The 24,716-nt window shown below is 60.6% G+C and carries 23 protein-coding genes; 6 read left to right on the top strand and 17 right to left on the bottom strand.

Annotation, left to right across the window (positions count from 1 at the left end):
- Positions 1 to 14 precede the first annotated feature (14 nt).
- Together AC1DYW_RS12375 and AC1DYW_RS12370 are read right to left on the bottom strand one after the other, a co-directional pair.
- Positions 15 to 1,241 (bottom strand): Zn-dependent hydrolase, encoded by a 1,227-nt coding sequence (locus tag AC1DYW_RS12375; RefSeq protein WP_457151400.1) that lies wholly within the window; start codon positions 1,239 to 1,241, stop codon positions 15 to 17.
- Positions 1,238 to 2,446, bottom strand: coding sequence for a diaminopropionate ammonia-lyase (locus tag AC1DYW_RS12370; RefSeq protein ID WP_477226443.1), 1,209 nt, complete (start codon positions 2,444 to 2,446; stop codon positions 1,238 to 1,240). The genes AC1DYW_RS12375 and AC1DYW_RS12370 overlap by 4 nt, the downstream gene beginning before the upstream one ends.
- A 127-nt stretch (positions 2,447 to 2,573) precedes the next feature.
- Between AC1DYW_RS12370 and AC1DYW_RS12365 the strand changes: the two genes are divergently transcribed.
- Complete coding sequence (locus AC1DYW_RS12365; protein WP_477226308.1) at positions 2,574 to 3,053, top strand: Lrp/AsnC family transcriptional regulator; 480 nt, start codon at positions 2,574 to 2,576, stop codon at positions 3,051 to 3,053.
- Positions 3,054 to 3,128: 75 nt separating this feature from the next.
- The gene (locus AC1DYW_RS12360) at positions 3,129 to 4,271 is read left to right on the top strand and encodes a flavin-containing monooxygenase (protein ID WP_477226307.1); all 1,143 of its coding nucleotides are present in this window, start codon (positions 3,129 to 3,131) and stop codon (positions 4,269 to 4,271) included.
- A gap of 35 nt (positions 4,272 to 4,306) precedes the next feature.
- Here the strand turns inward: AC1DYW_RS12360 and AC1DYW_RS12355 are convergent, their stop codons facing one another.
- From AC1DYW_RS12355 to AC1DYW_RS12330, 6 genes are all read right to left on the bottom strand, one after another.
- A complete protein-coding gene (locus AC1DYW_RS12355) occupies positions 4,307 to 6,415 on the bottom strand; it encodes a molybdopterin-containing oxidoreductase family protein (RefSeq protein WP_457151397.1) in 2,109 nt (702 codons plus the stop codon).
- A 64-nt stretch (positions 6,416 to 6,479) separates the two neighbouring features.
- Positions 6,480 to 8,357: an ABC-F family ATP-binding cassette domain-containing protein gene (locus AC1DYW_RS12350; protein ID WP_457151396.1), complete on the bottom strand. Its 1,878-nt coding sequence runs from the start codon at positions 8,355 to 8,357 to the stop codon at positions 6,480 to 6,482.
- Between the two features lie 134 nt (positions 8,358 to 8,491).
- Entirely contained in the window at positions 8,492 to 8,941 is a 450-nt protein-coding gene (locus AC1DYW_RS12345; RefSeq protein WP_095086277.1) for a Ros/MucR family transcriptional regulator, read from the bottom strand.
- A gap of 161 nt (positions 8,942 to 9,102) precedes the next feature.
- Positions 9,103 to 9,306: a hypothetical protein gene (locus AC1DYW_RS12340; protein WP_095086282.1), complete on the bottom strand. Its 204-nt coding sequence runs from the start codon at positions 9,304 to 9,306 to the stop codon at positions 9,103 to 9,105.
- Positions 9,299 to 10,225 carry a DMT family transporter gene (locus AC1DYW_RS12335; RefSeq protein WP_477226306.1) on the bottom strand — a complete coding sequence of 309 codons (927 nt, stop codon included), beginning with the start codon at positions 10,223 to 10,225 and terminating at the stop codon, positions 9,299 to 9,301. The genes AC1DYW_RS12340 and AC1DYW_RS12335 overlap by 8 nt, the downstream gene beginning before the upstream one ends.
- Before the next feature lie 45 nt (positions 10,226 to 10,270).
- Entirely contained in the window at positions 10,271 to 11,104 is an 834-nt protein-coding gene (locus tag AC1DYW_RS12330; protein WP_457151393.1) for a hypothetical protein, read from the bottom strand.
- Between the two features lie 110 nt (positions 11,105 to 11,214).
- Between AC1DYW_RS12330 and AC1DYW_RS12325 the strand changes: the two genes are divergently transcribed.
- Positions 11,215 to 12,156 carry a LysR substrate-binding domain-containing protein gene (locus AC1DYW_RS12325; RefSeq protein WP_477226305.1) on the top strand — a complete coding sequence of 314 codons (942 nt, stop codon included), beginning with the start codon at positions 11,215 to 11,217 and terminating at the stop codon, positions 12,154 to 12,156.
- A 24-nt stretch (positions 12,157 to 12,180) separates the two neighbouring features.
- On the opposite strand, the gene AC1DYW_RS12320 is transcribed toward AC1DYW_RS12325, so the two are convergent.
- Positions 12,181 to 12,693, bottom strand: coding sequence for a DinB family protein (locus AC1DYW_RS12320; RefSeq protein ID WP_095086291.1), 513 nt, complete (start codon positions 12,691 to 12,693; stop codon positions 12,181 to 12,183).
- A gap of 60 nt (positions 12,694 to 12,753) precedes the next feature.
- On the opposite strand from AC1DYW_RS12320, the gene AC1DYW_RS12315 reads away from it, so the two are divergent.
- Positions 12,754 to 13,443, top strand: coding sequence for a glutathione S-transferase family protein (locus AC1DYW_RS12315; protein ID WP_477226304.1), 690 nt, complete (start codon positions 12,754 to 12,756; stop codon positions 13,441 to 13,443).
- Between the two features lie 82 nt (positions 13,444 to 13,525).
- Here AC1DYW_RS12315 and AC1DYW_RS12310 read toward each other — a convergent pair whose 3' ends face one another.
- Positions 13,526 to 13,792, bottom strand: a complete 267-nt coding sequence (locus AC1DYW_RS12310) for a DUF2934 domain-containing protein (protein ID WP_095086297.1) — start codon at positions 13,790 to 13,792, stop codon at positions 13,526 to 13,528.
- Positions 13,793 to 14,092: 300 nt separating this feature from the next.
- Here AC1DYW_RS12310 and ndk point away from each other — a divergent pair, with 300 nt between their 5' ends.
- Positions 14,093 to 14,515 carry a nucleoside-diphosphate kinase gene (gene ndk, locus AC1DYW_RS12305; RefSeq protein WP_027048827.1) on the top strand — a complete coding sequence of 141 codons (423 nt, stop codon included), beginning with the start codon at positions 14,093 to 14,095 and terminating at the stop codon, positions 14,513 to 14,515.
- Positions 14,516 to 14,735: 220 nt separating this feature from the next.
- On the opposite strand, the gene AC1DYW_RS12300 is transcribed toward ndk, so the two are convergent.
- The 7 genes from AC1DYW_RS12300 to AC1DYW_RS12270 all read right to left on the bottom strand — a co-directional run bounded on the left by AC1DYW_RS12300 (position 14,736) and on the right by AC1DYW_RS12270 (position 23,599).
- Positions 14,736 to 18,299 carry a leucine-rich repeat domain-containing protein gene (locus tag AC1DYW_RS12300; RefSeq protein WP_477226303.1) on the bottom strand — a complete coding sequence of 1,188 codons (3,564 nt, stop codon included), beginning with the start codon at positions 18,297 to 18,299 and terminating at the stop codon, positions 14,736 to 14,738.
- 167 nt (positions 18,300 to 18,466) lie between these two features.
- On the bottom strand, positions 18,467 to 19,231 hold the full coding sequence (locus tag AC1DYW_RS12295) for a YbaY family lipoprotein (RefSeq protein ID WP_477226302.1): 765 nt from the start codon (positions 19,229 to 19,231) through the stop codon (positions 18,467 to 18,469).
- Positions 19,232 to 19,326: 95 nt separating this feature from the next.
- Positions 19,327 to 19,803: a molybdenum cofactor biosynthesis protein MoaE gene (locus tag AC1DYW_RS12290; RefSeq protein WP_477226301.1), complete on the bottom strand. Its 477-nt coding sequence runs from the start codon at positions 19,801 to 19,803 to the stop codon at positions 19,327 to 19,329.
- A 3-nt stretch (positions 19,804 to 19,806) separates the two neighbouring features.
- Complete coding sequence (gene moaD / locus AC1DYW_RS12285) at positions 19,807 to 20,064, bottom strand: molybdopterin converting factor subunit 1 (RefSeq protein ID WP_095086303.1); 258 nt, start codon at positions 20,062 to 20,064, stop codon at positions 19,807 to 19,809.
- A gap of 1 nt (position 20,065) precedes the next feature.
- Positions 20,066 to 20,662, bottom strand: a complete 597-nt coding sequence (gene pgsA, locus AC1DYW_RS12280; RefSeq protein WP_354459578.1) for a CDP-diacylglycerol--glycerol-3-phosphate 3-phosphatidyltransferase — start codon at positions 20,660 to 20,662, stop codon at positions 20,066 to 20,068.
- A 100-nt stretch (positions 20,663 to 20,762) separates the two neighbouring features.
- Positions 20,763 to 22,838 carry an excinuclease ABC subunit UvrC gene (uvrC, locus tag AC1DYW_RS12275; RefSeq protein WP_477226300.1) on the bottom strand — a complete coding sequence of 692 codons (2,076 nt, stop codon included), beginning with the start codon at positions 22,836 to 22,838 and terminating at the stop codon, positions 20,763 to 20,765.
- Complete coding sequence (locus AC1DYW_RS12270) at positions 22,835 to 23,599, bottom strand: SDR family oxidoreductase (RefSeq protein ID WP_477226299.1); 765 nt, start codon at positions 23,597 to 23,599, stop codon at positions 22,835 to 22,837. Before AC1DYW_RS12270 ends, uvrC begins: the two co-directional genes overlap by 4 nt.
- 413 nt (positions 23,600 to 24,012) lie before the next feature.
- Between AC1DYW_RS12270 and AC1DYW_RS12265 the strand changes: the two genes are divergently transcribed.
- Positions 24,013 to 24,672: an outer membrane protein gene (locus AC1DYW_RS12265; protein ID WP_477226298.1), complete on the top strand. Its 660-nt coding sequence runs from the start codon at positions 24,013 to 24,015 to the stop codon at positions 24,670 to 24,672.
- Positions 24,673 to 24,716 lie beyond the last annotated feature (44 nt).

Raw genomic sequence — 24,716 nt, 5'->3', positions numbered from 1 at the left:
TTGCCTCTCCCGACCTACCTTGCCAGTTCCGTGACCACATCAAGCAGGATGTTGGCGCCGGCAACAAGCTCGGCATCCTCGGTGTGCTCGCGCGGATTGTGGCTGATGCCGCCGGCGCTCGGCACGAAGATCATCGCTGCCGGCGCGATACGCGCCATCATCTGTGCATCGTGGCCGGCGCCTGATGTCATGCGTTTGACGCCGAGGCCGCGGTTTTTCGCGGCAGCCTCGATCAGTTCGACAATGCGGATGTCGAAGATCACCGGCTCGAAGCGGGCCAGCCGCTCGACCGAGATCGTCACGCCTTCGGTGTCGGCAAGCTGTTCGAGACAGGCAGCAAGTGCGGCCTCCTCCGCCTGCAGGCGCTGCTCATCGGGATCACGCAGATCGACGGTGAAGACGGCCTGGGAGGGAATGACGTTGATGGCATTCGGCTCGAAGCGAATCGTGCCGACGGTGGCGACCGTCGGCGTGTTCGAGGCTTTGGCCCTATCGTGCAGGAAGGTGATGACCCGCGCGGCGGCGTAGCCGGCGTCGCTGCGCATCGACATCGGCGTGGTGCCGGCATGGTTGGCGACGCCGTCGATGGTGATGCGTTGCCAGGAGATGCCTTGCAGATTCTCCACCGCGCCGATCGGCACGCCTTCGCGCTCCAGCACCGGCCCCTGCTCGATATGCAGTTCCAGATAGGCGTGCGGCTTGAGGAAGCCGGGCTCCTTGTCACCGGCATAGCCGATGCGGGCAAGCTCCTGCCCGAGCACGCTGCCGTCGGTGCCGACAGCCGCCAGCACCGTCTCGAAGCCGATGCCGCCGGCATGGACCAGCGAGCCCATCATGTCGGGGGTATAGCGCACGCCCTCCTCGTTGGTGAAGGCGGCAACCGCGACCGGGCGCGACGGCGAAAAGCCCGATGCCTTGAGGGTCTCGATCACCTCCAGCCCGGCAAGCACGCCGTAGCAGCCGTCATAGATGCCGGCATCGATGACCGTGTCGATATGTGAGCCGACGAGCAGCGGAGCCTGCCCGGCATTGTCCGGGCTCTGCCAGATGCCGAAAATGTTGCCGACCCGGTCGATGGCGACATCGAGCCCGGCCTGCCGCAGCCAGCCAACGAAGAGGTCGCGGCCCAGCCTGTCGGTGTCGGAGGCGGCCAATCGGATCAGCCTGCCCTCGCTGTCACGACCGACGGCGCCGAGTTCACGGATACGGCCAAGCAGGCGCTGCGTGTCGACGGCGATCACAAATCTGCTCCCGCAAGCATCTTGCCGGCCAGCACATCGGCCGGGCTCATGCCAACCAGCTCGGCATAGCGATGCGGGTCGGTGGCGCCTTCGGTGTTGATCACCAGCACCCGGGATTTGCCGTCGAGTCCAAGGTCGGCCTGGTTGTCGGCCACCGCCCGGATCAGCCCTGCAAGGCCGACGCCGCCGCTTTCGCCGGCGACGATCACCGGATCGCCGGCACGTGGCTGCGCCAGCCGCCGCATCACCGCTATGGCCTCGTCCTCATCCACCGTCATGAAGGCGTCGGCGGCACGCGCCAACACCCGCCAGGCGACCGGAGAGGCCTCGTAGCATTCCAGCATCGCCATCACCGTCGGCTGGCCATGCGCAACCTTCACCACGCACCCCGCCTGGGCGGCCGCGACAACGCACGCGGCGCGCGCGGGCTCGACCACGATGAAGGTCGGCCTGGCATTGCCGAGCACGATGGCAAGATAGCCGGCGACCGCGGCGGCAATGCCGCCGACACCGGCCTGGACGAACACATGGGTCGGTGGCTCCCGGAGCTGGCGCAATGCTTCGCGCACGATCGCCGTATAGCCCTGCATGACGAGGCCGGGAATGCGCTCATAACCTGGCCACGAGGTGTCGGAGACCACGGTCCAGCCCTTCTCGGCCGAAAGTTGGGCGGCTTGCCTGACCGAGTCGTCATAATTGCCGTCGACGCGGATCATCTCTGCGCCATAGCGAGCGATGGCGGCGATACGCTGCTGGCTGACGCCGGCGTGGACGAAAATCACTGCCCGCGCACCGACGAGTTGCGCCCCTTGCGCGACCGACCGGCCGTGATTGCCGTCGGTGGCGCAGGCAACCGTCATCGTCGCGGCAACCGCCCGAACATCCGGCTGACTAAGATCGGCCACATCGACGGGTCGACCAAGCGACCGACCTGCCTCTTCCAGCACCAGGCGGAAGACAGCATAGGCGCCGCCCAGCGCCTTGAAGCTGCCGAGGCCGAGGCGAAAGCCTTCATCCTTGATATGCAAGGCACCGAGGCCGAGTTCAGTCGCCAGCGCCGGCAGCGCATGCAGCGGCGTCATCCGGTGATTGTCCCGATGGGCAAGGAAACGCTCGACCGTGTCGGCCCCGGCGACCCCGAGCGTTTCGGCATCGGCCGGGTCAAGCGTCTGGCGGTGCAAGGCATTGCGGTTGGGCAGGAACACTGGGCGATCGGGTAGGAACACTGGCGGCCTCCTTGGCAGTTCAGCGAGAACATATTGCAGGATTGGCGCAAAGAGCGCTGTAATACGACCCTCGATATGCAAGTTTGTTTCGTCAGGGATGTCTCGATTGCCCGTATTGCCATCCTCACTTGATAGTTTCGATCTCGCCATCCTTACCATCCTGCAGCGGGACAATACGACGCCCCAGCGGGTGATTGGCGAGGCTGTCAATCTTTCGGCGCCGGCAGTGCAGCGCCGCATCAAGCGCATGGAACAGACCGGCGTCATTGCCGCCAATGTTGCCCTGGTCGAGCCGGCGGCGGTCGGCCAACCCATCACCATCTTCGTCGAGGTGGAGCTCGAGAGCGAACGCACCGAACTCATCGATGCGGCCAAGCGGCAATTCTCGGCCGCGCCGGAAGTCCAGCAATGCTACTACGTCACCGGAGAGGCCGATTTCATCCTGGTCATCACCGTCGCCGACATGGGCGCCTATGAGGCGCTGACGCGAAAACTGTTCTTCGACAGCAACAATGTGCGGAAGTTCCGCACCTTCGTCGCCATGGACCGCGTCAAGGTCGGGCTGACGGTGCCCTTGCCCGGTTGAGATTTTGCCGGCGGGCAGACCCGGCTGCCATGCTTTTGACATTCTCCGGACGCGAATTTGTTGGCGGAGGCGCGCTTGGACGACACCACCCCAGTTGCAATTATCGGTGCCGGGCCAGCGGGTCTGGCCGTTGCCGCATGCCTGCGGCAGGCCGGGGTGGACTTCGTTCTTCTCGAAAAAGAGGCGCAGGCAGCACCCGCGTGGCGACGTCACTATGAGCGCGTCCACCTGCACACGACCAAGCGCTATTCCTCGCTGCCTTTCGTGCCCTTTCCCAGGGATTACCCGCGCTATGTGCCGCGCGATCTCTTCGCCGACTATCTCGATGCCTACGCGCAACGCTTCGACCTGCGGCCCCGCTTTGGACAGACAGTGCGGATGATCACCCGGCAAGGCAGAGGCTGGCATGTCGAGGCGACATCCGGCGCCCTGCATGCCTCCCACGTGGTGATCGCGTCGGGCTACAACGCCGAGCCGCTGATGCCCGGATTTGCCGGTGCCGAGGCCTTCAGGGGTCAAAGGCTGCACAGCGCCGACTACCGCAACGCCACGCCTTTTGCCGGCCAGTCGGTGCTGATCGTCGGTATGGGCAACACCGGCGCCGAGATCGCGCTCGATCTGGTGGAAGGCGGTGCGCGGCCGACGATTTCGGTGCGCGGCGGCGTTCATATCGTGCCGCGCGAGTTGCTTGGCGTGCCCATCCAGATAGTCGGCATGGCGGCTCGCCTGATGCCGCAACGCATCAATGATGCCTTGTTCCCCGTCATCCTCGATCTGGCACTGGGCACGCTGGAGAAATACGGGCTCAAGCGACCGAGCCAGGGGATGTTGCAGCAGATCGCCGTGGCGTCGCGCATTCCGGTGATCGATGTCGGCACGGTCGCCAAGATCCGCGAAGGCGCAATCAAGGTCGCACCCGACATTGCCGAGATCACCGAGCAAGGCGCCCATTTTGCCGACGGCAAGCGTCGCGAGTTCGATGCGATCATCTTCGCCACCGGCTTCCGGCCGGGCTACGCCAGGTTGCTGCAGCCTGGCATCCAGCCGGGCCGCAGCGGCGCCAATGGGAGGGCTTCGGAACTCGGCCTCTATCTCATCGGCTTTCACAATCCGGTCACCGGATTGCTGCGCGAAATCTCGATCGAGGCAGGGCAGATCGCCGACGACATCCGGCTGCAGCGAGACCGAAAGAAGGCGGCCGAATTCCTGACGGTATGATTTTGGTTCCGGACCACCGTGTGCTTCGTCCAGCCTCAGTCTGCCGCGCGTAGCCACACCTTGTTGTCGTGGAAGGCAGCGCCGCCATAGGGTGCCGGCGCATCGGCGCCGGTCAGCACGTTGATGCCTTCGCCGCGCTCATGCGCGCTGTTTGGCCAGATGCCCTCGGCAATGACGACGCCACGCTTGATGCCGTCGAACAATCTTGCGTGCAGCACCACCTCTCCGCGCTGGTTGCCGACCTCGACGCGGTCGCCATCGGCAAGCCCATGGGCCGCCGCATCGTCCGGATGCAGAAGCAGTTCCGGCCGCACTTCCTTGGCCTTCGACACCGGTGTTTCCGAAAATGTCGAGTTGAGGAAATTGCGCGCCGGCGATGTCGTCAGCCGGAACGGATGCGCCTCATCGGCGACCTCGATCAGGTCGACATGGTCGGGGAATTCCGGCAGCCGCTCCACCGGGCCGAACAGACCCATGCTCTTCGGCGGCCGGTTCGGCGCCGCCTGCCCGGTCCAGTCGGCGCGGAAGCGGAATTTTCCATCCGCATGGCCGAATCCCTTGATGAAATGCGCGGTGTCGAAATCCGGCTGCAGGTCGACCCACTTGTCTTCCTTCAAGCTATCGAAGCTGCCCAGCCCGCGCTTGCCCAGGATGATGTCGATATGCTGCTGTTCTGTCAGGCCGAAGCCTGGACGATCGGCGACGCCGAGGCGCTCAGCCAGTTCCTCGATGACGAAATGGTTGGTGCGTGGCCCTCCGGGCGGGTCGATCAGCTTGGGGCCGAGCGTGATGTGCTGGTTGCCGCCGCCCTTGTAGACGTCGTCATGCTCGAGGAACATTGTCGCCGGCAACACGACATCGGCGAGCTTGGCCGTGTCGGTCATGAACTGCTCGTGCACGCAGGTGAACAGGTCGTCGCGCAGAAAACCCTGCTTCACCAGCCGCTGCTCGGGCGCGACATTAACAGGGTTGGTGTTCTGGATCAGCATGGCCGTCACCGGCGGGCCGCCATAGAGCGCGTCCTTCGCCCCGGTCAACACCGGGCCGATGCGCGAATGGTCGAGATGGCGGACCGAGGGATCGCGCATCTTCGTGCCTTCCAGCACCTCCTGGTTGAGCTTGAAGATGCCGGAATTGGAATGGAAGGCGCCACCGCCCTCATATTGCCAGCAGCCCGTGACGGCGGCGATGGAGGCGGCGGCGTGCATGTTGACCGAGCCGTTGCGCTGGCGCGAAAACCCGTAACCGAGACGGAAATAGGTTTTTTTGGTCGTGCCGACGAGGCGGGCGAAATCCTCGATCTCGGCGACCGTCAGACCGGTGATGCTGGCCGCCCATTCCGGCGTGCGCGTCCGCAGATGCTCTTCCAGCCCCTTTGGGTCATCGGTGTATTTTTCGAGATAGGCGCGGTCGGCCATGCCTTCCCTGAACAGCACGTGCATGACCGCGCAGGCCAGCGCGCCGTCGGTGCCGGGCTTCAGCACCAGGCCGAGGTCAGCCTGCCTCATCGTCGCGTTCTCATAGACGTCGATGACGACGATCCTGGCGCCGCGCTCCTTGCGCGCCTTGATGGCGTGGGTCATGACGTTGACCTGCGTGACCACGGCATTGGTGCCCCAGATCACTACGCAATCGGATTTCGCCATCTCGCGCGGATCGGGCCCCCGCAAGGCTCCGGCCCCCATCATCCAGCCGGTCCAGGCCAGATTGGTGCAGATCGAACCGAAAAAGCCGGAATACTTCTTGGCGTGGCGCAGCCGGTCGATGCCGTCGCGCTGCACCAGCCCCATCGTGCCGGCATAGTAATAGGGCCAGACCGTCTCCGAGCCGTATGTCTTCTCGGCCGCGATGAACTTTTCGGTGACGAGGTCGAGCGCGGCCTCCCAGCTGGCGTCCTTCCAGGCACCGTCACCCTTGGCACCGGCCCGCACCAGCGGCTTCAGCAGACGGTCGGGATGATGGACGCGGTCGGCATAGCGCGCGACCTTGGCGCAGATGACGCCCGATGTATAGCTGTTGGCCTTGGCGCCATGGACGCGGCCGATGCGGTTGCCGTCAAGCAGTTCGACCTCGAGCGCGCAGGTCGATGGGCAATCATGCGGACAGGCCGAATGGCCGATGTGGAGCTTGGCGTGCTGGTTCATGGGGGTTGTCTAGCGGCTATCGAATGCGGCGTGTAGGGCCAGATGAGGCCCTTAACTTCTCCCCCTACTCCGCCGTGCCTTCCTCATATTCGGCCGACATGGTCAGCCATTTCTCCTCGTGGCCGGCCAGCGTTTGGGCCAGCTGCGAGCGCTCCTTGGCCAGCCGGGTCGCGGTCGAGGGATCCTTCTCGTAGACGGCCGGATTGGACAGTTCGTCCTCGATGCCGTCGATGCGCTTGCGGATGCGGTCCATCAGCGCTTCGGTGGCGCGGATTTCCTTGGCCAGCGGCTCGAAAGCGGCGCGACGCGCTGCCGCATCGCGGCGGCGGTCGGCCTTTGACGCCTTGTCCGCCTCGCGCTTGCCGCGGCGGTCGCCGGACACACCGGTGACCAGCGTCTTGTAGTCTTCGAGGTCGCCGTCATACGGGTTGACCGCGCCGTCCTTGACCAGCCACAGCCGGTCGGCGGTCGCCTCGAGCAGATGGCGGTCGTGCGAGATCAGGATCACGGCCCCCGGAAATTCGTTCAGCGCATGGATCAGCGATTCGCGGCTGTCGATGTCGAGATGGTTGGTCGGCTCGTCGAGGATGAACAGGTTCGGCCCCTCGAAGGCCGACAGGCCCATCAGAAGCCGCGCCTTCTCGCCGCCGGACAGGTCCTTGGCGGCGGTGTTCATCTTCTCGGTGGTGAGCCCGAACTGGGCGACACGCCCGCGCACCTTGGATTCCGGCGCCTCCGGCATCAGCCGGCGGACATGCTCATAAGCGTTCTCCTCAGGCCGGAGATCGTCAAGCTGATGCTGGGCGAAGATCGCTACCTTCAGGCCGGGCGCCACCGTCATGGTGCCGGTCTCCTGCTTCAGCCGGCCGGACAGCAATTTGGCGAAGGTCGACTTGCCGTTGCCGTTGGCGCCGAGCAGCGCGATGCGGTCGTCGGCGTCGATGCGCAGCGTCATCTTCTTGAGGATCGGCTGCCCCTCGGTGTAGCCGACATTGACGTTGTTCAGCGCCACGATCGGCGAGGCCACCGTCTTCACCGGCTCGGGAAAGGAGAACGGCCGCACCGTATCGTTCACGATCGCAGCGATTGGCTTCATCTTCTCCAGCGCCTTGATGCGCGACTGCGCCTGTCTCGCCTTGGAAGCCTTGGCACGGAAGCGTTCGACGAAGGATTCCATATGCTTGCGGGCGGCTTCCTGCTTGACCCGGCCCTTCTCCTGCAGTTCCTTCTGCTCGGTATACTGACGCTCGAACTGATCGTAGCCGCCACGCCAGAAGGTCAGCTTCTTCTGGTCGAGATGAACGATAGAATTGACGGCGCGGTTGAGCAGGTCGCGATCATGCGAGATCAGAAGAACGGTGTGCGGATACTTCGACACATAGTTTTCCAGCCACAGCGTGCCTTCGAGGTCGAGATAGTTGGTCGGCTCGTCGAGCAGCAAAAGGTCGGGCTCGGCAAACAGTACGGCCGCGAGCGCCACGCGCATGCGCCAGCCGCCGGAGAAGGACGAGGCCGGGCGGCGCTGCGCAGCATCATCGAAGCCGAGACCGGCAAGAATGGTGGCCGCGCGAGACTCGGCTGAGTGCGCGTCGATGTCGGCCAGCCGCATGTGGATGTCGGCGATGCGGTGCGGATCTGTGGTGGTCTTTTCCTCTTCAAGGAGTGCCGTCCGCTCGAGATCGGCCTTGAGCACGATCTCGATCAGCGGGTCCTCGGTGCCGGGCGCTTCCTGCGCCACCTGGCCGATGCGCGTGTTTTTGGGCAGGCTGATCGAGCCCGTCTCGGAGGCGAGATCGCCGGTGATGGCCTTGAACAGCGTCGTCTTGCCGGTGCCGTTGCGACCGACAAGACCGGCCTTGGTGCCGGCCGGCAAGGTCAGCGAGGCGTGGTCGAGAAGCAGGCGTCCGGCCATGCGGAGCGAAAGGTCGTTGATGATCAGCATGGCCGCGCTTTTGCACCGGACATCAACGCTTCGCAAGACCTTGCGGGCCAGTTGGCCGCACAAGGCCTGAAAACGACGCCCGCAAAGGCGTCGTCAAGGCAGCCGATCAGCCTGCCTACCTAGCCAGGAAGCGCTCAGGACGTCGCCTTGCGCTTCGTCGCCTTGGCTGCGACGGCCGGCGCTGCTGCCGGCTTGCGGCCAAGTCCTGTCGACTTTGCCAGCGCCGACCGTGTCGCCGAATAGTTTGGCGCAACCATCGGATAGTCCGGCGGCAAGCTCCATTTGGCCCGGTAGTCGTCCGGGCTCAGGCCATAATCGGTCCTGAGATGTCGCTTGAGCGACTTGAACTTCTTTCCGTCCTCAAGACAGATGATGTAGTCGGGAAACACCGACTTCTTCGGGTTCACGGCCGGAACCAGGCTTGGGCTTTCCGCGACAGGTGCACCAGCCAGCTTGCGCACCGAAGCGCTGACGCTGGCAATCAACTCAGGTAGACCGGAAGCCGGAAGCGGATTGTTGCCTATATACGCCGAGACAATATCGGCCGTCAGTTCGATAACGGTCTTATCATCGATATTTGACAATTCTATCACCCTATTTCCGACAAAGTCATCCACCCCAGTGAAGACTTGTGTCTTTGTATCTTTTTAACCGCGCCCCCCAACGGACCGCCAAGTCTCAACAAGGAATCAAGACTCGCAAAAATACTTTTCATGGGAAATCGACGTCGCGCAAATTAGAAAATCTAATACTTGGGACTAGCAGACTTAGCAGCATGACCGTCGGCCAATATCTCTAGAATACGCTTCCAACGGGCGCAACGGCTGAAGTCCTTTTGCTCTATAGCCTTTTCGGCCTTCATGGCGGCATAAAGCGGTGCCTCGGCGCCAAATTCCTTGATCAGCCAATGCGCTTCCTGCCTGGCCAGACGTTCGTTTTCGTCAAACATGGTTCTCGGCCTCCGAACGTTCCACGCCGACCGCGACGCAACTGCCGATGACGAGGACGGCTCCGACAATGGCCGTCATCGTCAGCCTTTCGCCCGACAGCGTCAGCAGCAGCGTCGAGGCGATCGGCGTGAGATAGGCGACGACCGCGACCTTGCCGCTGCCTTCGAGCTTCAAGGCGCGTGACCAGAAGTAGTAACCCAACCCCATCGGACCGGCGCCGAGATAGAGGCCGAGAGCCAGGTCCATGCCGACGGGCCAGGCGAAACCGTCGCGAGCGCACCACAAGAACGTCAAGGCGACACCGATCAGCGACGATGGCAGCAACAGGCGATCCGGCGAGGTGGCGACCCGTCCCACCATGACCGAATAGAAGGCCATGCACAGTGCGGACCCGAATGCGGCGACATAGCCGACGAGATCGCCCTGGAGCCAGGATTGGTTACGCCCTCCCGAAATCACCAGTGCAACGCCGACGAAGCCCACCACCGCGGCGAGGCCCAGCAGTGCCGGGCGCCGTGGATTCTGCAGAGCGATGACCGCCGCAGCGACCATCAACGGCCAGGTGTAGGCCACCAGATTGGCCTCGATCACCGGCATCGAAGCGAAAGCGATGTATTGCAGCACCATGGTGCCGACCAGACCGACGAAGCCGACCGCGAGCGAGACGAGCGCGGGCCCAGCCGAGACCGGCGCGGGCCGTTCCCGGCTCATCAACCGGATGGCGGCGAAGACAAGCGCAGCTCCTGTAAATTGTAGGAACTGCACCTGCGACACCGGATGGCTGGCCAGCAGGGATTTGCCGACCAGCGCATTGGTCGACCACAACGCCACCGCGCCGGCAGCAAAGACCAGCGCGGATGCCGAGCCGGATCCATGCCGAAGCAACCGGCGTGGCGCTCTATCTCTGCGTTCGACCATGATCCTGTCCGAAAGCCGGTTCCCACTTTTCGGGATCAAGGCTCATTACCATGATTCCCTGGCTCCGCCCGGAATCGGCGCCTCGGACGACGCCGGAACGGGATGCTCTTGCTCGAACCGGCGATAGGCCGGCAACTGGTTGGTCCAGACGTCTTCGGCCAGCTCGTTGACCCATTCGCGGTCATGGTCGTTGTCGGCGGCGAGATAGAACATGCGGTTGTCGTCGACATAGGGCTTGGCCACCGAGCGCTGGTTGAGCACCAGCGTGACGCGTTCGCCGAACCGGATCGGCGCGGTGCGGTGCAGGACACCGAGAAACTGCCCAAGCGTGGCGTAGTTCATCTTGTGATCGATGCGCATGACACGGTTGCGCGGAATCTCGCGGCCGGATTCGAGGATGGCGCGGCCGGTTTCGGAATCGTCGCAGTAGATTTCGAGGTGGCCGCCGACGAGCGGATTGCTGATCGACAGCGGAATGAGTTCGGTGACCGGAACGCCATCGCAATGCCATTCCACGGCGCCGTCCTTGGGATTCATGAAGGTCACCGTCGAGCCGACGATCGACAGCGGATAAGGCTCCAGCTTGGTGCCCATCATATCGGACAGCCGCTCCAGGCGCAGCTTGTCATGCAGCAACTCCTTGATCTCGGGGATGAAACGGTCGGCGCCGGTGATGAAGGTCAAGTCAAGGTGCTTGTGCACGGCGTGGCTGGCCTTGAGCTTCAGAGCAGCTTCCTCAATTGCTGCAAGCAGGGCCGGGTCATAGCCGTGCAGATATTGCGCGACGCCGAAACTCGACACCTTCCAGGCGGTTTCGTGACCGATGATGGCTTCGCGGCTCATCGCATAACGCAGTTCGGGGATGGTATGGGCGTTCATTGTACTTCTCCGGGGCGGGGGCAACACTTGGGAAACAGTCGATTAGATCACCCACCCCTGTAAAATTAGGAATGCTGGTGCTAGTGTAAGCCCAGCTTAAGGTCGAAACCGTGCGTCTGCTCAGTCAGGTCAACCTCAATTCGCTGAAAATCGTGGAGAGTGCTGCGAGGCACGGGAATTTCACGCGCGCCGGCGAAGAACAGTTTATCACCGCTTCGGCGGTCAGCCAGCGCGTCAAAAGCCTTGAGGATCAACTGCGTTTCAAGATTTTCCAGCGCGGCGGCAATGCTGTGTCATTGACGCCGGAGGGCGAGACTTATGTCTCGCGCGTTCGCGAGGCGCTGGAGCGGATCGTCGCCGCCAGCATGGAGGCGACCGGGCAATCGCAGGAGCATGTGTTGAAGATATCGGTGCTGCCGACCTTTGCGGCACGCTGGCTTTTTCCACGCCTGCCACTGTTCCAGCGGCAGCACCCCGATATTGTCATGCGGGTCTCGACATCCTACGCGACGCATGAATTCACGACTTCCGAGTTTGATCTCGAAATCCGCTATGGCGACGGCCACTTTCACGGGCTGCAGTCAGATTTGCTGTTTCGGGAAGACCTGACGCCGGTGTGCAGCAGGAAGCTCTTCCGCGAAATCCTGGGCGACAAGCCTCCGTCGAAGGTGCGGCCTGAAGATCTACGTCACTTCACGCTGCTGCATTCCGACACATGTACCCAGAACTGGCAATCATGGCTCGACTTCGCCGGCGCCGGCTTCGTGCTCCGGGAGACCAAAAGCATCTATTTCGATTCCTGCATGATGTCCTACGAGGCGGCTAGCGCCGGACTGGGATTCGCCGTAGCCAATCGTGCCTATATGGCCAGCGATATCCGGGCCGAAAGGCTGGTGGCTCCATTCAAGGTGCACCAGCCGAATACGGCGGGGTGGTATTTCGTCTGCCCCGACAAGGCGCTACACGCTCGCAAGGTATCGCTGTTCAAGCAGTGGATCGCGGCCGAAGCCGCACTGACGCAGAACCAATTGGACAGCGAGACCGCCGGCTGACCTTCGATCAGCCTCCAACCGGGATCAGGCGAAAGCCCTGCCCTCCTCGGTGCGCTGGAAGAGCATCAGGTCCAGACCCAGGCTTGGCCGTCCCAGGATGGTCAGGATCGTGTGCGCCTGGCCGCGGTGATGTGTCTGGTGGTTGAAGACATGATCCAGTGCCGGGGCCAGCCTTTGCGAGACCGTGCGCATGTCCGAGACAGTCATATAGGTGAAGCGGCCCGTCAACGCCTTGTCGCTGAGGCCGCCGACCCAGTCGATGATCCTCCTGTCCTCGGCTTCACGCGCCATCCGCAGGCCGGGCAAGCCCCGGTGCAGGACGGCATCCAGCGTCGTCGGCGCGTCGCCCTCGCCGGTGAAGCGCTTCATCCAGATGCGGTCGGCTGTCAGCAGGTGGTTGAGCGTGCCCATCATCGATCCGAAGAAGGCGCCGACATTGCGGTTGAATTCCTCTTCGTCGAGTTCGGCCGCGGCATCATAGATGCGGTTGTTGGCCCATTGATTATAGGCCGCAAACATCATGAAATGCTGTCTCATGGCTTCCCCTCGGCTCGCATCGATGCGGGGCCTACCTAACCCGCGAGGGCCCCAACGCCAATGACCATTCTGCTCTATGACCTCGTCGGACGCGACGCTGGCCGTCCGTTCAGCCCGCATTGCTGGAAGGTGGCGATGGCGCTTGCGCACAAGGGGCTCGATATCTCGACCGCACCGACGCGCTTTCTCGAGGTGCCCGCTGTCGAGGGCGGCGTTTCGAAAACCGTTCCGGTGATCCGCGACGGCGAGACGGTCGTCGCCGATTCCTTCGCCATCGCGCTCTATCTCGACGAAGCCTATCCGGATCGGCCGACGCTGTTTGGCGGCGAAGGCGGCAAGGCGATGGCGCGCTTCATCGAACGCTGGTCGCAGCTGACCATCCATCCCTATGTCACCACCGCGGCGATCATCGACCTCCACGCCATGCAGGACGAGGAGAATGCCGCTTATTTCCGCCAGAGCCGCGAGCAACGCCTTGGCAGGAAGCTGGAGGATATCGTCACCGCGCGCGACGCCGGGCTGGCAACATTCCGCACTGCATTGGAGCCGCTGCGCTCAATGCTCGGCTACCAGCCCTATATTGGCGGCGCGTCGCCGCTGTTCGCCGACTACATCGTTTTCGGCGCCCTGCAATGGGCGCGCATAGCCTCGCCCTACCAGCTGCTCTACGACAGCGACGTGGTGGCGCAATGGTTCGCCCGCTGCCTCGACCTGCACGGCGGGCTGGCACGAAAGGTGGCGGCGGCGTGACGCCGTCGCGCCTGACCTGGCGCTGGGCAGCCACGCAGGCTGTCAATCCCTTGCTGGGAAGGCCAGCTGCGAGATAGCCAGCCTACTTGGCTGCCGCTTTTTTTGGCGTGCTGGTCTTTGTGGCAGGCTTCGCCACCTTGGGGGCGGCTTTTGCCTTGGGAGCAGCTTTTGCTTTGCCGGCGCCAGCTGCCTTTTTGGCTGCCGACTTCCCCCCGGCATCCTCCTGGTCGATGTCGGCTACCGCCTGATGCCAATGGCGATCATGCTGCCCGGCCGGTTGTCCCTCTTCCAGCCAGATCTGATGCGCGCGGTTGCGAATGCGTTCCTGCCGATCGTCTGCCATGATCATGTTGTCTCCCTTCGGGCCGACTTCAGCGCGGCGCCGACACGCAACTATAGCAAGCAAAGCATCGCATGACAGCCATCCGATCTCGCCTGCTGAGTCCGCCTCATCGGCGCCGGCCTGACACAGAAACGCACAGTTGCTCCGGCCCTTCACATCGCTCCGGGCGTTCATTGCTCGGAATTGGCTTTCTGTCAGCTTCGCGGACCGTCCCTCGCCCCCTTTGGCCTCACCCCTTGGCAATGGGCCGGGCGGCTTGTATAGAGCCCGCCACTCTCAATTCCATTCTCATCACAAGGACGACCCATGGCGCTCGAACGCACCTTTTCCATGATCAAGCCGGACGCTACCCGGCGCAACCTCACCGGCGCCATCACCAGGATGCTGGAAGAGGCCGGCTTGCGCGTCATCGCCTCGCGCCGGGTCTGGATGAGCCGTCGTGAGGCGGAAGGCTTTTATGCCGTCCACAAGGACCGTCCGTTCTTCGGCGAGCTGGTGGAGTTCATGTCGTCGGCACCGACCATCGTGCAGGTGCTGGAAGGCGAGAACGCCATTGCCAGGAACCGCGAAGTGATGGGCGCCACCAACCCGGCCAATGCCGCCGAAGGCACCATCCGCAAGGTGCATGCGCTGTCGATCGGCGAGAACTCGGTGCACGGCTCCGATGCGCCGGAGACGGCAGCAGAAGAGATCAAGTACTGGTTCTCGGACACCGAGATCGTCGGCTGACACGACAGTCCAGACCCTGGATCACGTAAAAAAGGCCGGCGTTTCGCCGGCCTTTTTGTCTTTGGCGCAACGTACAGGTCTTGCGCACGCTGGCGACGCCGATGCGCGTCGCGACACGGCAGCAAAGTGTGGGCGATGAAATATATGTTCGCTTGCGCGCTGAAGCGCAGGATCTCGCGGCCGCAGCTTGGAGCATCCCTACACGAAGGAGCGAACATCATCAGCCCCGCCTAGCCGAATCTTTTAGATCAGAAACTCGCTTCATATCGCCTGAGGGAGTATATATGGTCATATCTTCGTTGTGCAAAATTGGAGATAAATCTTCTACCAAGGTCCCAACTAGAACTAGATGCTCCAAATTTTTCATTCCAGAAAGGGCGGAGATATCTTTCACTTTTGTCTCACCTAAATAAAGGCTACGCATATTCTTTTTGTTCTTTAGAGCAGACACATCCTCGACGCCAACGCCATGAAGGCCAAGTGATACCATTTTCGTGTTGCCCGACAGCGCATCGATGTTAACTACTTTTGTTCTACCAAGGTCTAACTCAGTCAAATTTACAAGCCCACGCAATGGGCCTATATCTGATACCGGGTTCCCGTGTAAAAACAGGTGTGTCAATTGCTTCAACTCGCCGACAGGTAAAATGTCCACAACGTTGCAATGAGACAAATTTATGTATTCCAACGAATGGTGACAAGATAACGGGCCTATATCAGACACTCTAGAATCAGACGCCAGGAAGTATGTGATCCTTTTCAATTCTCTCAAAACGCTTATGTCTGAAACTGAAGTATGGCTTATAACAAGGTACTTCAGTTCTTTCATATGAGAAAGTGGAGATATATCTTCAATTAAATTATCAGACAAATCCAACGTTTCTATTTCGTCTAGAGTCTTCAGCAATTCTAAGTTCTTTATGCGCGTCCCTTCCAACGATAATTCCTTAAGACTTCTAATGTTTGAAATTGGCCTCAAATCTTTTACCCGCGTGTGATCGAGACTCAAACTTCTCAATACTGATAGATTTTCCAACTCAGTTATGTCTTCAATTGACGTCCAAGATAAATCAAGAAATGTTGTACCTTCGGGAATCTGGTTTTTACCGACATCCTTTATTCTCCTCTTTATACGCTGAAGTGTATTATCTACAGCCTCACTATCAGCCTTCGTGGTGACTGCCTTCAGTACGGCTGGAATGGTCAGCGGATTGACATGCCTGGACAACTCCTCTGCTACCGTCCAGCCAGCATCCTCTCGATATGCCTCAAGCGCTCTTCGCGCATTCGGTGTATCAATTAGCGAGAGGCATCGAATGCAATACGTCGCTTCTCTGGCGCTCCGAGATTTCTTGTAGCCGAGCTTAGGAACTGCTAGATCGCCCAGATCGGCCAGCGCCTTTCCCTCGTCCATGGACTTCGGTGGCAAAAGTCTTTTGCCAAGTTCGTCAGCCTTGCTGCGAGTTTCGTCCGGCAACGTCTGGGAAACCAACGCGCACCTGACAACAAGTATCTGTAGACGCCTCTTACTTTTTTGATCAGAAATCGCATCCGCACGATCAAAAAGACCGCCGATCAAAGAGGAAACGAAATTTTGCTGATCTGGGGCAGCAGCAGCGAAGACGCAAACCTGATCAAAACCTTCCTCATCAGCACGCCTGACAAGCTCGCCATGAGTTCCTTGTGACAGAAAATAGGTTGAAGCGAGCCATTCCTTAAAACGATTATGAATAAATTCGACAGCCTCCGGCAGCAACTCGTTTGAACCTCTTCCATCCGAGCTAGGTTTCTCGGACTGGTAACTAGCTGCCCGGAGAACTCCGCTTCTAGCCAACAAAGCGCGGCAGACCACTGCAGGATCGAGGTCACCCTGGGCAGCCTCCCTAAGCGCGGCCGGCAAAACCTTCTCGGCCTCGGCGATCTTTAAGTGCGAGCTCCCGCCTCGCAACATTTCTACCGCCAATCGAGCGAGCAGCGCCTTCTTCTTCTCATACGACATCTGATACGCAGCGTTGAATCGTTGCATGTCTATCGACCGAGAACGCCCCGACGTTCGGTCTCGTTTATGCACGAGCATCTCCGTCAACTCCGCGCAAAGTGAACGCTCATCCTCAGGAAGTGTTTCAGAGTTATGCTCGTGAAGAAGGCAAATCGCGGCACAGAGAAGCGGATTAGTAGCTAATTTGGCTAACACTGGCGAATTTTCAAATCGACCTTTCAGAGTTTCCGCTAAATTCTCATAGAATCCAACGTCGCTATGAATATCTCCATAGGTCGCGCGCGCTCTATGCCAATTACTTACAAACTGCCTCTGCTGTTCGGGATTTAAGTCCTCGACTGCAGCAACAGCAAAATTGCCCAATCCACTCTGACTTGGATCAAATGCGTGAGGCCTAGTAGTTACAATAATTGCGGTTTTCGGATAAATGGTTGAGAAACTAGCGATCCCTCGTAATATATTATCACGCCGCCCTCCTTCCGGCACCTCGTCGACTCCATCAAAGAGTAATAGGGCCCGTCCACTGTTTAGGCACTCTTCAACCCAACCCGAGGGCGGTTTGGGCATAACCGCAGAAAGGGAAACGGCCAGATCGTCAACACCTGGTAGATCATTGTCGACGTCGCGCAGTCGAACAAGAAAAGGAATCCTATTCACCGACTCTTGGCTGAATTCTGGAACCATATCTAGGGCCCACTTTCGAAACAATCCAGTTCCTCCTGCGGTTTTATTTGAATATTTTACATGATCTCTAATATTAATATTTACTAGGTCGTTCTTTTTATTTAGTTTTCCCTCAATAGACGTTATTGTATTATTCCGTTTTGAGTCATTCACCGCATCGCGCTTTCCGAAAATAAAAACCAAGTCAGAAAGCCAGCTTCTTTTAACCTCAGAAACCTCTGAAAGCCGCGATGAGTTAACGGCAGCCCATCGCATTAGTGTACTTTTACCAGAACCAGCACCTCCTTCTATTATCAATTTTCCACTAGATCTTGATATAGACGCAACAGCTTGCGTGAAATCTGAAGGTATACTTCCTTTCTGTGAAACATACAAAGATAGATACGCTACATCGAGGTTTGACTCCCTATTTAATCGCTCTGCGTCGCTAAGTCCTAATATTTCTACGTAATTTAGCATTCTTATGATTTTTTCTATGTACGATCTTTCGAATTCGGCGGAAAGTTTCCCTTCTCTATTCTTAATTAGACCAACAAGGTCACCCATAGACTCTATTAATCTTTTTACATCTTCAATTCCAGAAACCAAATCGTTGACGTTACTAGAAATTTCTTCTAAGGCCAACAGAATCTGCTCGTCCCTCTTTATTCCATACGCAGAAAATGACGTTGATACTCGCCGTATATAAACGCCGGTATATGATAACGCTCGCCTCAGGTAGTCGACTTCTCGAGAGTTCAATCCGATTGGAATTTTACTTTCCGACAATATCCTTGATATTCTCGCCTCATTCATTTTCCCTTTAATCAAGATCTCTTCAACATCTAATTGAGATAATGTATATGCCAGTTCACGACCAACAGTGGTCATCTCATCGGGCGTTATTCCATCGGACGTCAGGCTGGTCAGAATCTGCTCGGCAACTGCCTTTCCTAAATTCTCGGCCAGATTTGCAGCCTGTCTCGCATCTTTTTCTTCTTTGAAAATCTTCATTGTGTATCGCAGAACAGGCTCTCCCAACTGCCCAGCGATCGGCCCCACAAAGTGCGATAGCGCCAGCTTAGCGATGACGGGAGCCACCGTGAAAACGAACTCAGTCACTTTCCCCTCCAAACCGGAAGTTTCTGCCCTACACTTTTGCTTAAGAAGTTACTTGTGGCAAGCTTGATACCATCTTGATCATTGCTGATCGTCTAGCAATCGATAGATTGCCGATCCGTTGGCGGATTATTTTTCCAGCCATAAGAAGAGATCGAGAGAGTGTTCGATCAGCTTGCGGCGCTGAAGCGCAGGATCTCACGGCCATCCTTGTCCGATATGACGAGCTTGCCGTCGCCGACGCTGTATGACGCCGCCTTGGTCAATGCATCGAACAGCGCCTTTTCCTCAGCCATCACCTCGGGCGCGCAGGCCTTGTAGGTCGAGCCGATGTCGCTGATCGCGATCGCCTGGCCTTCGACCTTGGCGGTGGCGAAATAGGTGTTGCAGGGACCGCTGCCGCCCGCCTTACCAGCCTCGCTGATCCTGAACGTGGCTTGCGGCGCGGCGATGGCGCCAATGCCGTCGACATAGTCGACCAGCCAAATCTGACCAATGACAGAAGCCGTCTGCTCGGCGCTCGGCGTGACCATCTTCAGCATGACGGTCTGCGGCACGTCGGTAAGCGGATCGACCTGATGGCGCATATCGGAGATGAACAGGAGCTTGCCGTCGACGGTAATGCGGGCTTGCAAGGCGTAGGTCATCTGCGACCGGATGACGGAGGGATCGAATTTGATCTCGAAGCTGATCGGCACCTGGCCGGCCGGCTTCATGTTCTGCTCGCCGATGATCGTGGCCGGCGCGTCGGCCAACGAGACATCGGCAAGCTGCACGGAGAGCACGGCACTGGGCGGCAAGGCGATGCGCTCGCGATAGATCACCTCGCCCCGCACGGCATTCTCGGCGGCAGCAGACAATTCCGGCACGGCCAATATGCCGACGACCAGAGGCACGAAACCGAAGACGAAGAACTCCGCGATCCTGTCCAGCATGACCATCTCCCTCGCCCGGGCTGCCAATGCCCAGGCTGACCAACCGCGGTCAATTGGCCAAAGGATTGCGGTCAATGCATGGCTGCGACAGGATTTTATTCGGACGGTTTCCAGCGCTGTGCGGCCTTGGCGTCGGCTTCCTTGGCCTCGACCCAGCCGCCCTCGGAGCCGTCAGCGCGATGCTCCTTCTTCCAGAACGGCGCGCGCGATTTCAGGTAGTCCATGAGAAAGTTCGCCGCCTCAAACGCCGCCTGGCGATGCGCCGATGCAGCCACCACCAGCACGATGTTTTCGCCGGGCGCGATCTTGCCGTGGCGGTGGATGGCGGTAAGGCCTTGCAGCGGCCAACGCTGAATCGCTTCGACCGCGATGCGGCTGATCTCGGCCTCCGCCATGCCAGGATAATGCTCGAGTTCGAGTGCCAAGAGCGCGCCCTGCTCATCGCGGCAGAGGCCGGAGAAGGTCACCACGGCGCCGATATCCGCGCGCCCCTGCGTCAGCCTGGCGATCTCTGCAGCGACGTCGAAATCTTCGCGCTGGATCCGCACCGTCGGCACCACGGCGGCCGACATGGATCAGCCCCCGGTCATCGGCGGGAACAGCGCAATCTCGCGAGCCCCTGATATCTTCTCGCGGTGCTCGACATGTTCCTGATTGATGGCGACGCGGATCACGTCGGGATATTGCAGCGCGTGCTCGTAGCCCTCGCCACGCGATTTCAGCCAGCGCAGGAGGTCGGCGACCGTCTCGATGCCGGCAGGCAAGTCGACGTCTTCCTCGGGCAGGCCGATCCGCTCGCGCACCCAGGCAAAATAGATGAGCCGGGTCGTCATCTCATTCGTCCATGATGTGCTTGAGGCCGGCGCGGAAATAGTCGTAGCCGGTGTAGAGCGTGACCAGCGCCGCGATCCACAGCAGCACCAGGCCGGTCTGGGTGGTCAGCGGGAAGATCTTGTCGCCGGCCGGCCCAGCCAGCAGGAAGGCGATGGCGACCATCTGGATCGCGGTCTTCCATTTTGCCAGTTGCGTCACCGGCACCGAGACCTTGAGCGCCGCCAGATATTCGCGCAGGCCCGAGACGAGGATTTCGCGGCACAGAATGATGATCGCCGCCCACAACGACCAGCCGGCGATGCCGGCATGGCGATCGGTATCAGCCGCCAGCAGCAGCAGGCAGGTGGCGACCAGCAGTTTGTCGGCGATCGGGTCGAGCATCTTGCCGATGTTGGAGGTCTGCTGCCAGGCGCGCGCCAGATAGCCGTCCAGATAATCCGTGACACTTGCGAGCAGGAAGATGACCAGCGCCGACCAGCGGGCGAAGTCGCTCGACTTCAGATGTCCCTCGAGAAAAAAGCACAGCACCACCAGCGGCACCGCGATGATGCGGGCGTAGGTGAGCATGTTGGGCAGGTTGAACGCGCGCTTGGCCATATCTTTGGGGAACTCTTTCTGCGTGCCTACTCAAATCAGAAGCCAATGTAGGGGGTCAACAGGCCAAAATCGATTGGCCAGCCGAAAACGACCGAATCCCTTAGCTCTCATGAAAATGGTTGTAGACCAGTTTCGCCACCTGCTCGGAAATGCCGTCGACTTTCCTTAGATCCTCGATGGCGGCACGGCTGACCGCCTTGGCGGTACCGAAATGCATGAGCAGGGCGCGCTTGCGGCCAGGGCCGATGCCGCTGATCTCGTCGAGAGGGCTCTTGACCATCTCTTTCTTGCGGCGCGCACGGTGCGAGCCGATGGCGAAACGGTGCACCTCGTCGCGCAGCCGCTGGACAAAGTAGAGGACGGGATCGCGAACCGGCAGCGAAAACGAGTCCCTGCCCCTGACGAAGAAGCGCTCGCGGCCGGCATCTCGGTCCTGGCCCTTGGCGATGCCGATGGCCACGACGCGGTCCTCGATGCCGAGATCCGAGAGGATCTTGCGCACCGCCGTCATCTGACCCTGGCCGCCGTCGATCAGGATGACGTCGGGCCAGGCCGGGAAACTGCCGGAGATGTCGTCCTCGATATCATCGGCCGCCTCGCCTGCTGCAGCATCGTCGGCCACGACGACATCGCCATGCTCCTTGAGCAGCCGCGAGAAACGCCGCTCCATCACCTCGCGCATCATGCCGAAATCGTCGCCCGGCGTGATCTCGGTCGAGCGGATGTTGAACTTTCGATACTGGTTCTTGACGAAGCCTTCCGGCCCGGCGACGACCATGGCGCCGACGGCATTGGTGCCCATGATGTGGGAGTTGTCGTAGACCTCGATGCGCACCGGCGGCTTGGGCAAGCCGAAGGTCTCGGCAAAACCGGCGAGCAACCGGCCTTGCGTCGAGGTTTCGGCCAGCCGGCGGCCGAGCGCCTCGCGGGCGTTCTGCAGGGCGTTGTCGGTCAGGTCCTTCTTCTCGCCGCGCTGCGGCACCGAGATCGCGACCTTGCGGCCGGCGCGGGTGGACAGCGCCTCGGCCAGCAGGTCCTGGTCCTCGACGGGGCGCGACAGAAGTACGGTGCGAGGCGTCGGCTTGTCGTCATAGAATTGCGCCAGGAACGAGCCCAGCACTTCCGATCCCTCCAGCGCCGGATCGGCCTTGGGGAAATAGGCTCGGTTGCCCCAATTCTGGCCGGTGCGGAAGAAGAACACCTGGATGCAGACCTGGCCGCCTTCCTGATGGATGGCGAAGACATCGGCTTCGTCGACGGTCGCCGGGTTGATGCCCTGGTGGCTCTGCACATGCGATAGCGCCGCCAGCCGGTCGCGATAGATGGCGGCGCGCTCGAAATCGAGGTCTTCCGAGGCCTGCTGCATGGCGGCCGAGATTTCCGTCTTCACCTTCTGGCTGCGACCAGACAAGAAGTCCTTCGCCTCGCCGACCAGCTCGGCATAGCCCTCGTGCGAAACCTCTCCGGTGCAGGGGCCGGCGCACCGCTTGATCTGGTAGAGCAGGCACGGCCGTGTCCGGTTCTCGTAAAAGGAGTTGGTGCAACTGCGCAGCAGGAAGGCGCGCTGCAGCGAATTGATGGTGCGGCCGACCGCGCCGGCAGAGGCAAAGGGGCCGAAATAGTCGCCTTTGCGCGATCGCGCGCCGCGATGCTTGTAGATGCCGGGCGAGACATGGTCCCCGGTCAGGAGGATATAGGGAAACGACTTGTCGTCGCGCATCAGCACATTGAATCGCGGCCGCAAGCGCTTGATAAGGTTGGCTTCGAGCAGCAGCGCTTCGATCTCGGTGCGGGTGACGACGAACTCCATCGTCGACGTTTCGCGCACCATGCGGCCGATGCGGCTGGTGTGGAACCTGCCCTGTGCGTAGTTGGTGACGCGCTTCTTCAGGCTACGCGCCTTGCCGACATAAAGCACATCGCCGGCGGCGTTCATCATGCGGTAGACGCCAGGCGCGTTGGGCAGCCGCTTGACCAGCGTCTGGATTACCTCGGCGCCCACCATGCCTTCGGCGTCGCCGGCATGCGGCGTCCAGTCGATGGCGGTGAAGGCTATGTCGGGCCCGGCGGGTTCGACGATCTCCTCCACCGCCTCGTCCTCAACGTCGAGTTCGACTTCGGGAGGCATGTCGTCGGCGCCACTGCGTGGCTTGCTTTTCTGATCTACGGGACTCATTCCGCCATGCCTGTCACATCGGGCGTCTGCCATGCAAGATGCTGGCCGCCATCGAGCGCGATCATCTGGCCGGTGACAGAGCGCGCTTCCCAGAGATAGCGGATGGTGGCCCCGAATTCCGGCAATTCCGGGCCGCGCTTGAGAATCAGACCTTCGACCTGCGCGGCAAAATCGCTGTCGTCCTGGCTGGCATTCTTCAGGGTCGGCCCCGGGCCAATGGCATTGACGCGGATACGGGGACCGAGCGCTTGCGCCATCATCTGCGTGGCCGTCCACAGCGTCGACTTGGATAGCGCATAAGAGAAATAGCGCGGCGTCGGCCGCCAGACGCGCTGATCGATGATGTTGACGATCAGGCCCTCTTGTCCCTGCGGCAACGCCCGGGCGAAGGTCTGCGCCAGCAGCGCCGGCGTCTTCACATGCACGGCAAAGTGCCGGTCCCAGGCCCGCCAGTCGAAGTCCAGAACCGAATCGTCCTCGAACAGCGACGCATTGTTGATCAGCAGGGACAGCGGCCCGAGCGCTGCTTCCGCCTGGCCTACGAGGTCACCGGCGGCGTCCATGTCGGTCAAGTCGGCGGCGACCACGGCGGCGCGGCCACCGCTCCGGTTGATCAGCCCGGCCATTGCATCCGCTTCGTCGCGCGACCGATTGCAGTGGATGGCGACGGCAAAACCATGGGCGGCGAGATCCTCGACGATCGCCCTGCCGATCCGTTTCGCCCCGCCCGTCACCAGCGCCGTGGCAGTGGCTATGCTCATAGGGTGTCAATCCTCAATTTCGGCCCGAAAACACGATGCCGGCGAAATATGGCCTGGCAGGCGTTAAATGGCGTTCGCACCTTGGGCAGCATTGTGGCGAACCCACCGATTGGGTACTCCGACTCGTCCTGGACCAGGAGCCGTCCGACCGCAATATAGGACGCTGGACTCCTTGCACCAAGCGGTGTGCAGCGCAGCATGACACTGCTCCTGCCATTTCGCTGTTGCGAAGATGCAACGTCAAGTTTCAGCCTCATTCGCGCCGGGGAATGACCCAAGTTCAGGTTCGCTTCAGCCGCATTTTGACACGACATTTGGAACCGACGAACGCCAGATCCGTTTCACCCCCCGGACGGGTCGATGGCGATCGTGAGAAACAAGCCTGTGTCCTGTGGCTTAAGGAGTAAAGAACAATGCAAGCCAATCTCAAATTCGCACGGCCGCTGGCCGTGGCGCTCGGGCTCTTCGCCCTCAGTGGAACTGCCTATGCCGCCGACGTCGTTCAGGAAGAGCCGCCGGCACCCGCCCCGGTTGCTGAATTGCCTGTCGCGTCCTGGGCCGGCCCCTATGCCGGTATCAATCTCGGTTATGGCTTCAGCGGTCGTACCAAGGAAAGGGATTTCGGCGTTGAAACCGATACCAAGGGTTTCGTCGGCAGTGCCTTCGGCGGCTACCAGTGGCAGCAGGAGAACTTCGTCTACGGTGCTGAAGCCGAACTCGGCTACAATGGCGTCAAGGGCGACGATAACGGCATCGACTCCAAGGCCGGCTTCGAAGGCTCGCTGCGTGCCCGTCTTGGCTATGCCGTGACCCCGGAAATCCTGCTCTACGGCACCGGCGGTCTCGCCGGCAGAAGCCTGAAGGTGGAAGATAATGTCCTTGGCACCAGCGATAGCGCTACCATGCTCGGCTGGACCGCCGGTCTTGGCACCGACATCAAGCTGACCGACAATGTCTTCGGCCGCGTCGAGTATCGCTACACCGACTTCGGCAGCAAGGACTTCGGTGGTGGCATCGGCAACGTCAAGGCCACCGACAACCGCGTCACTTTCGGCGTCGGTATGAAGTTCTAAGTCGTTCAAGCCACGACACGAAAAAGCCGGGCCTCGCGCCCGGC

It is taken from the genome of Mesorhizobium sp. P2_D5, from assembly GCF_056404355.1.
Note: the sequence above shows the minus strand (reverse complement) of the source record. Positions and strands in the feature narration are given on the sequence as shown.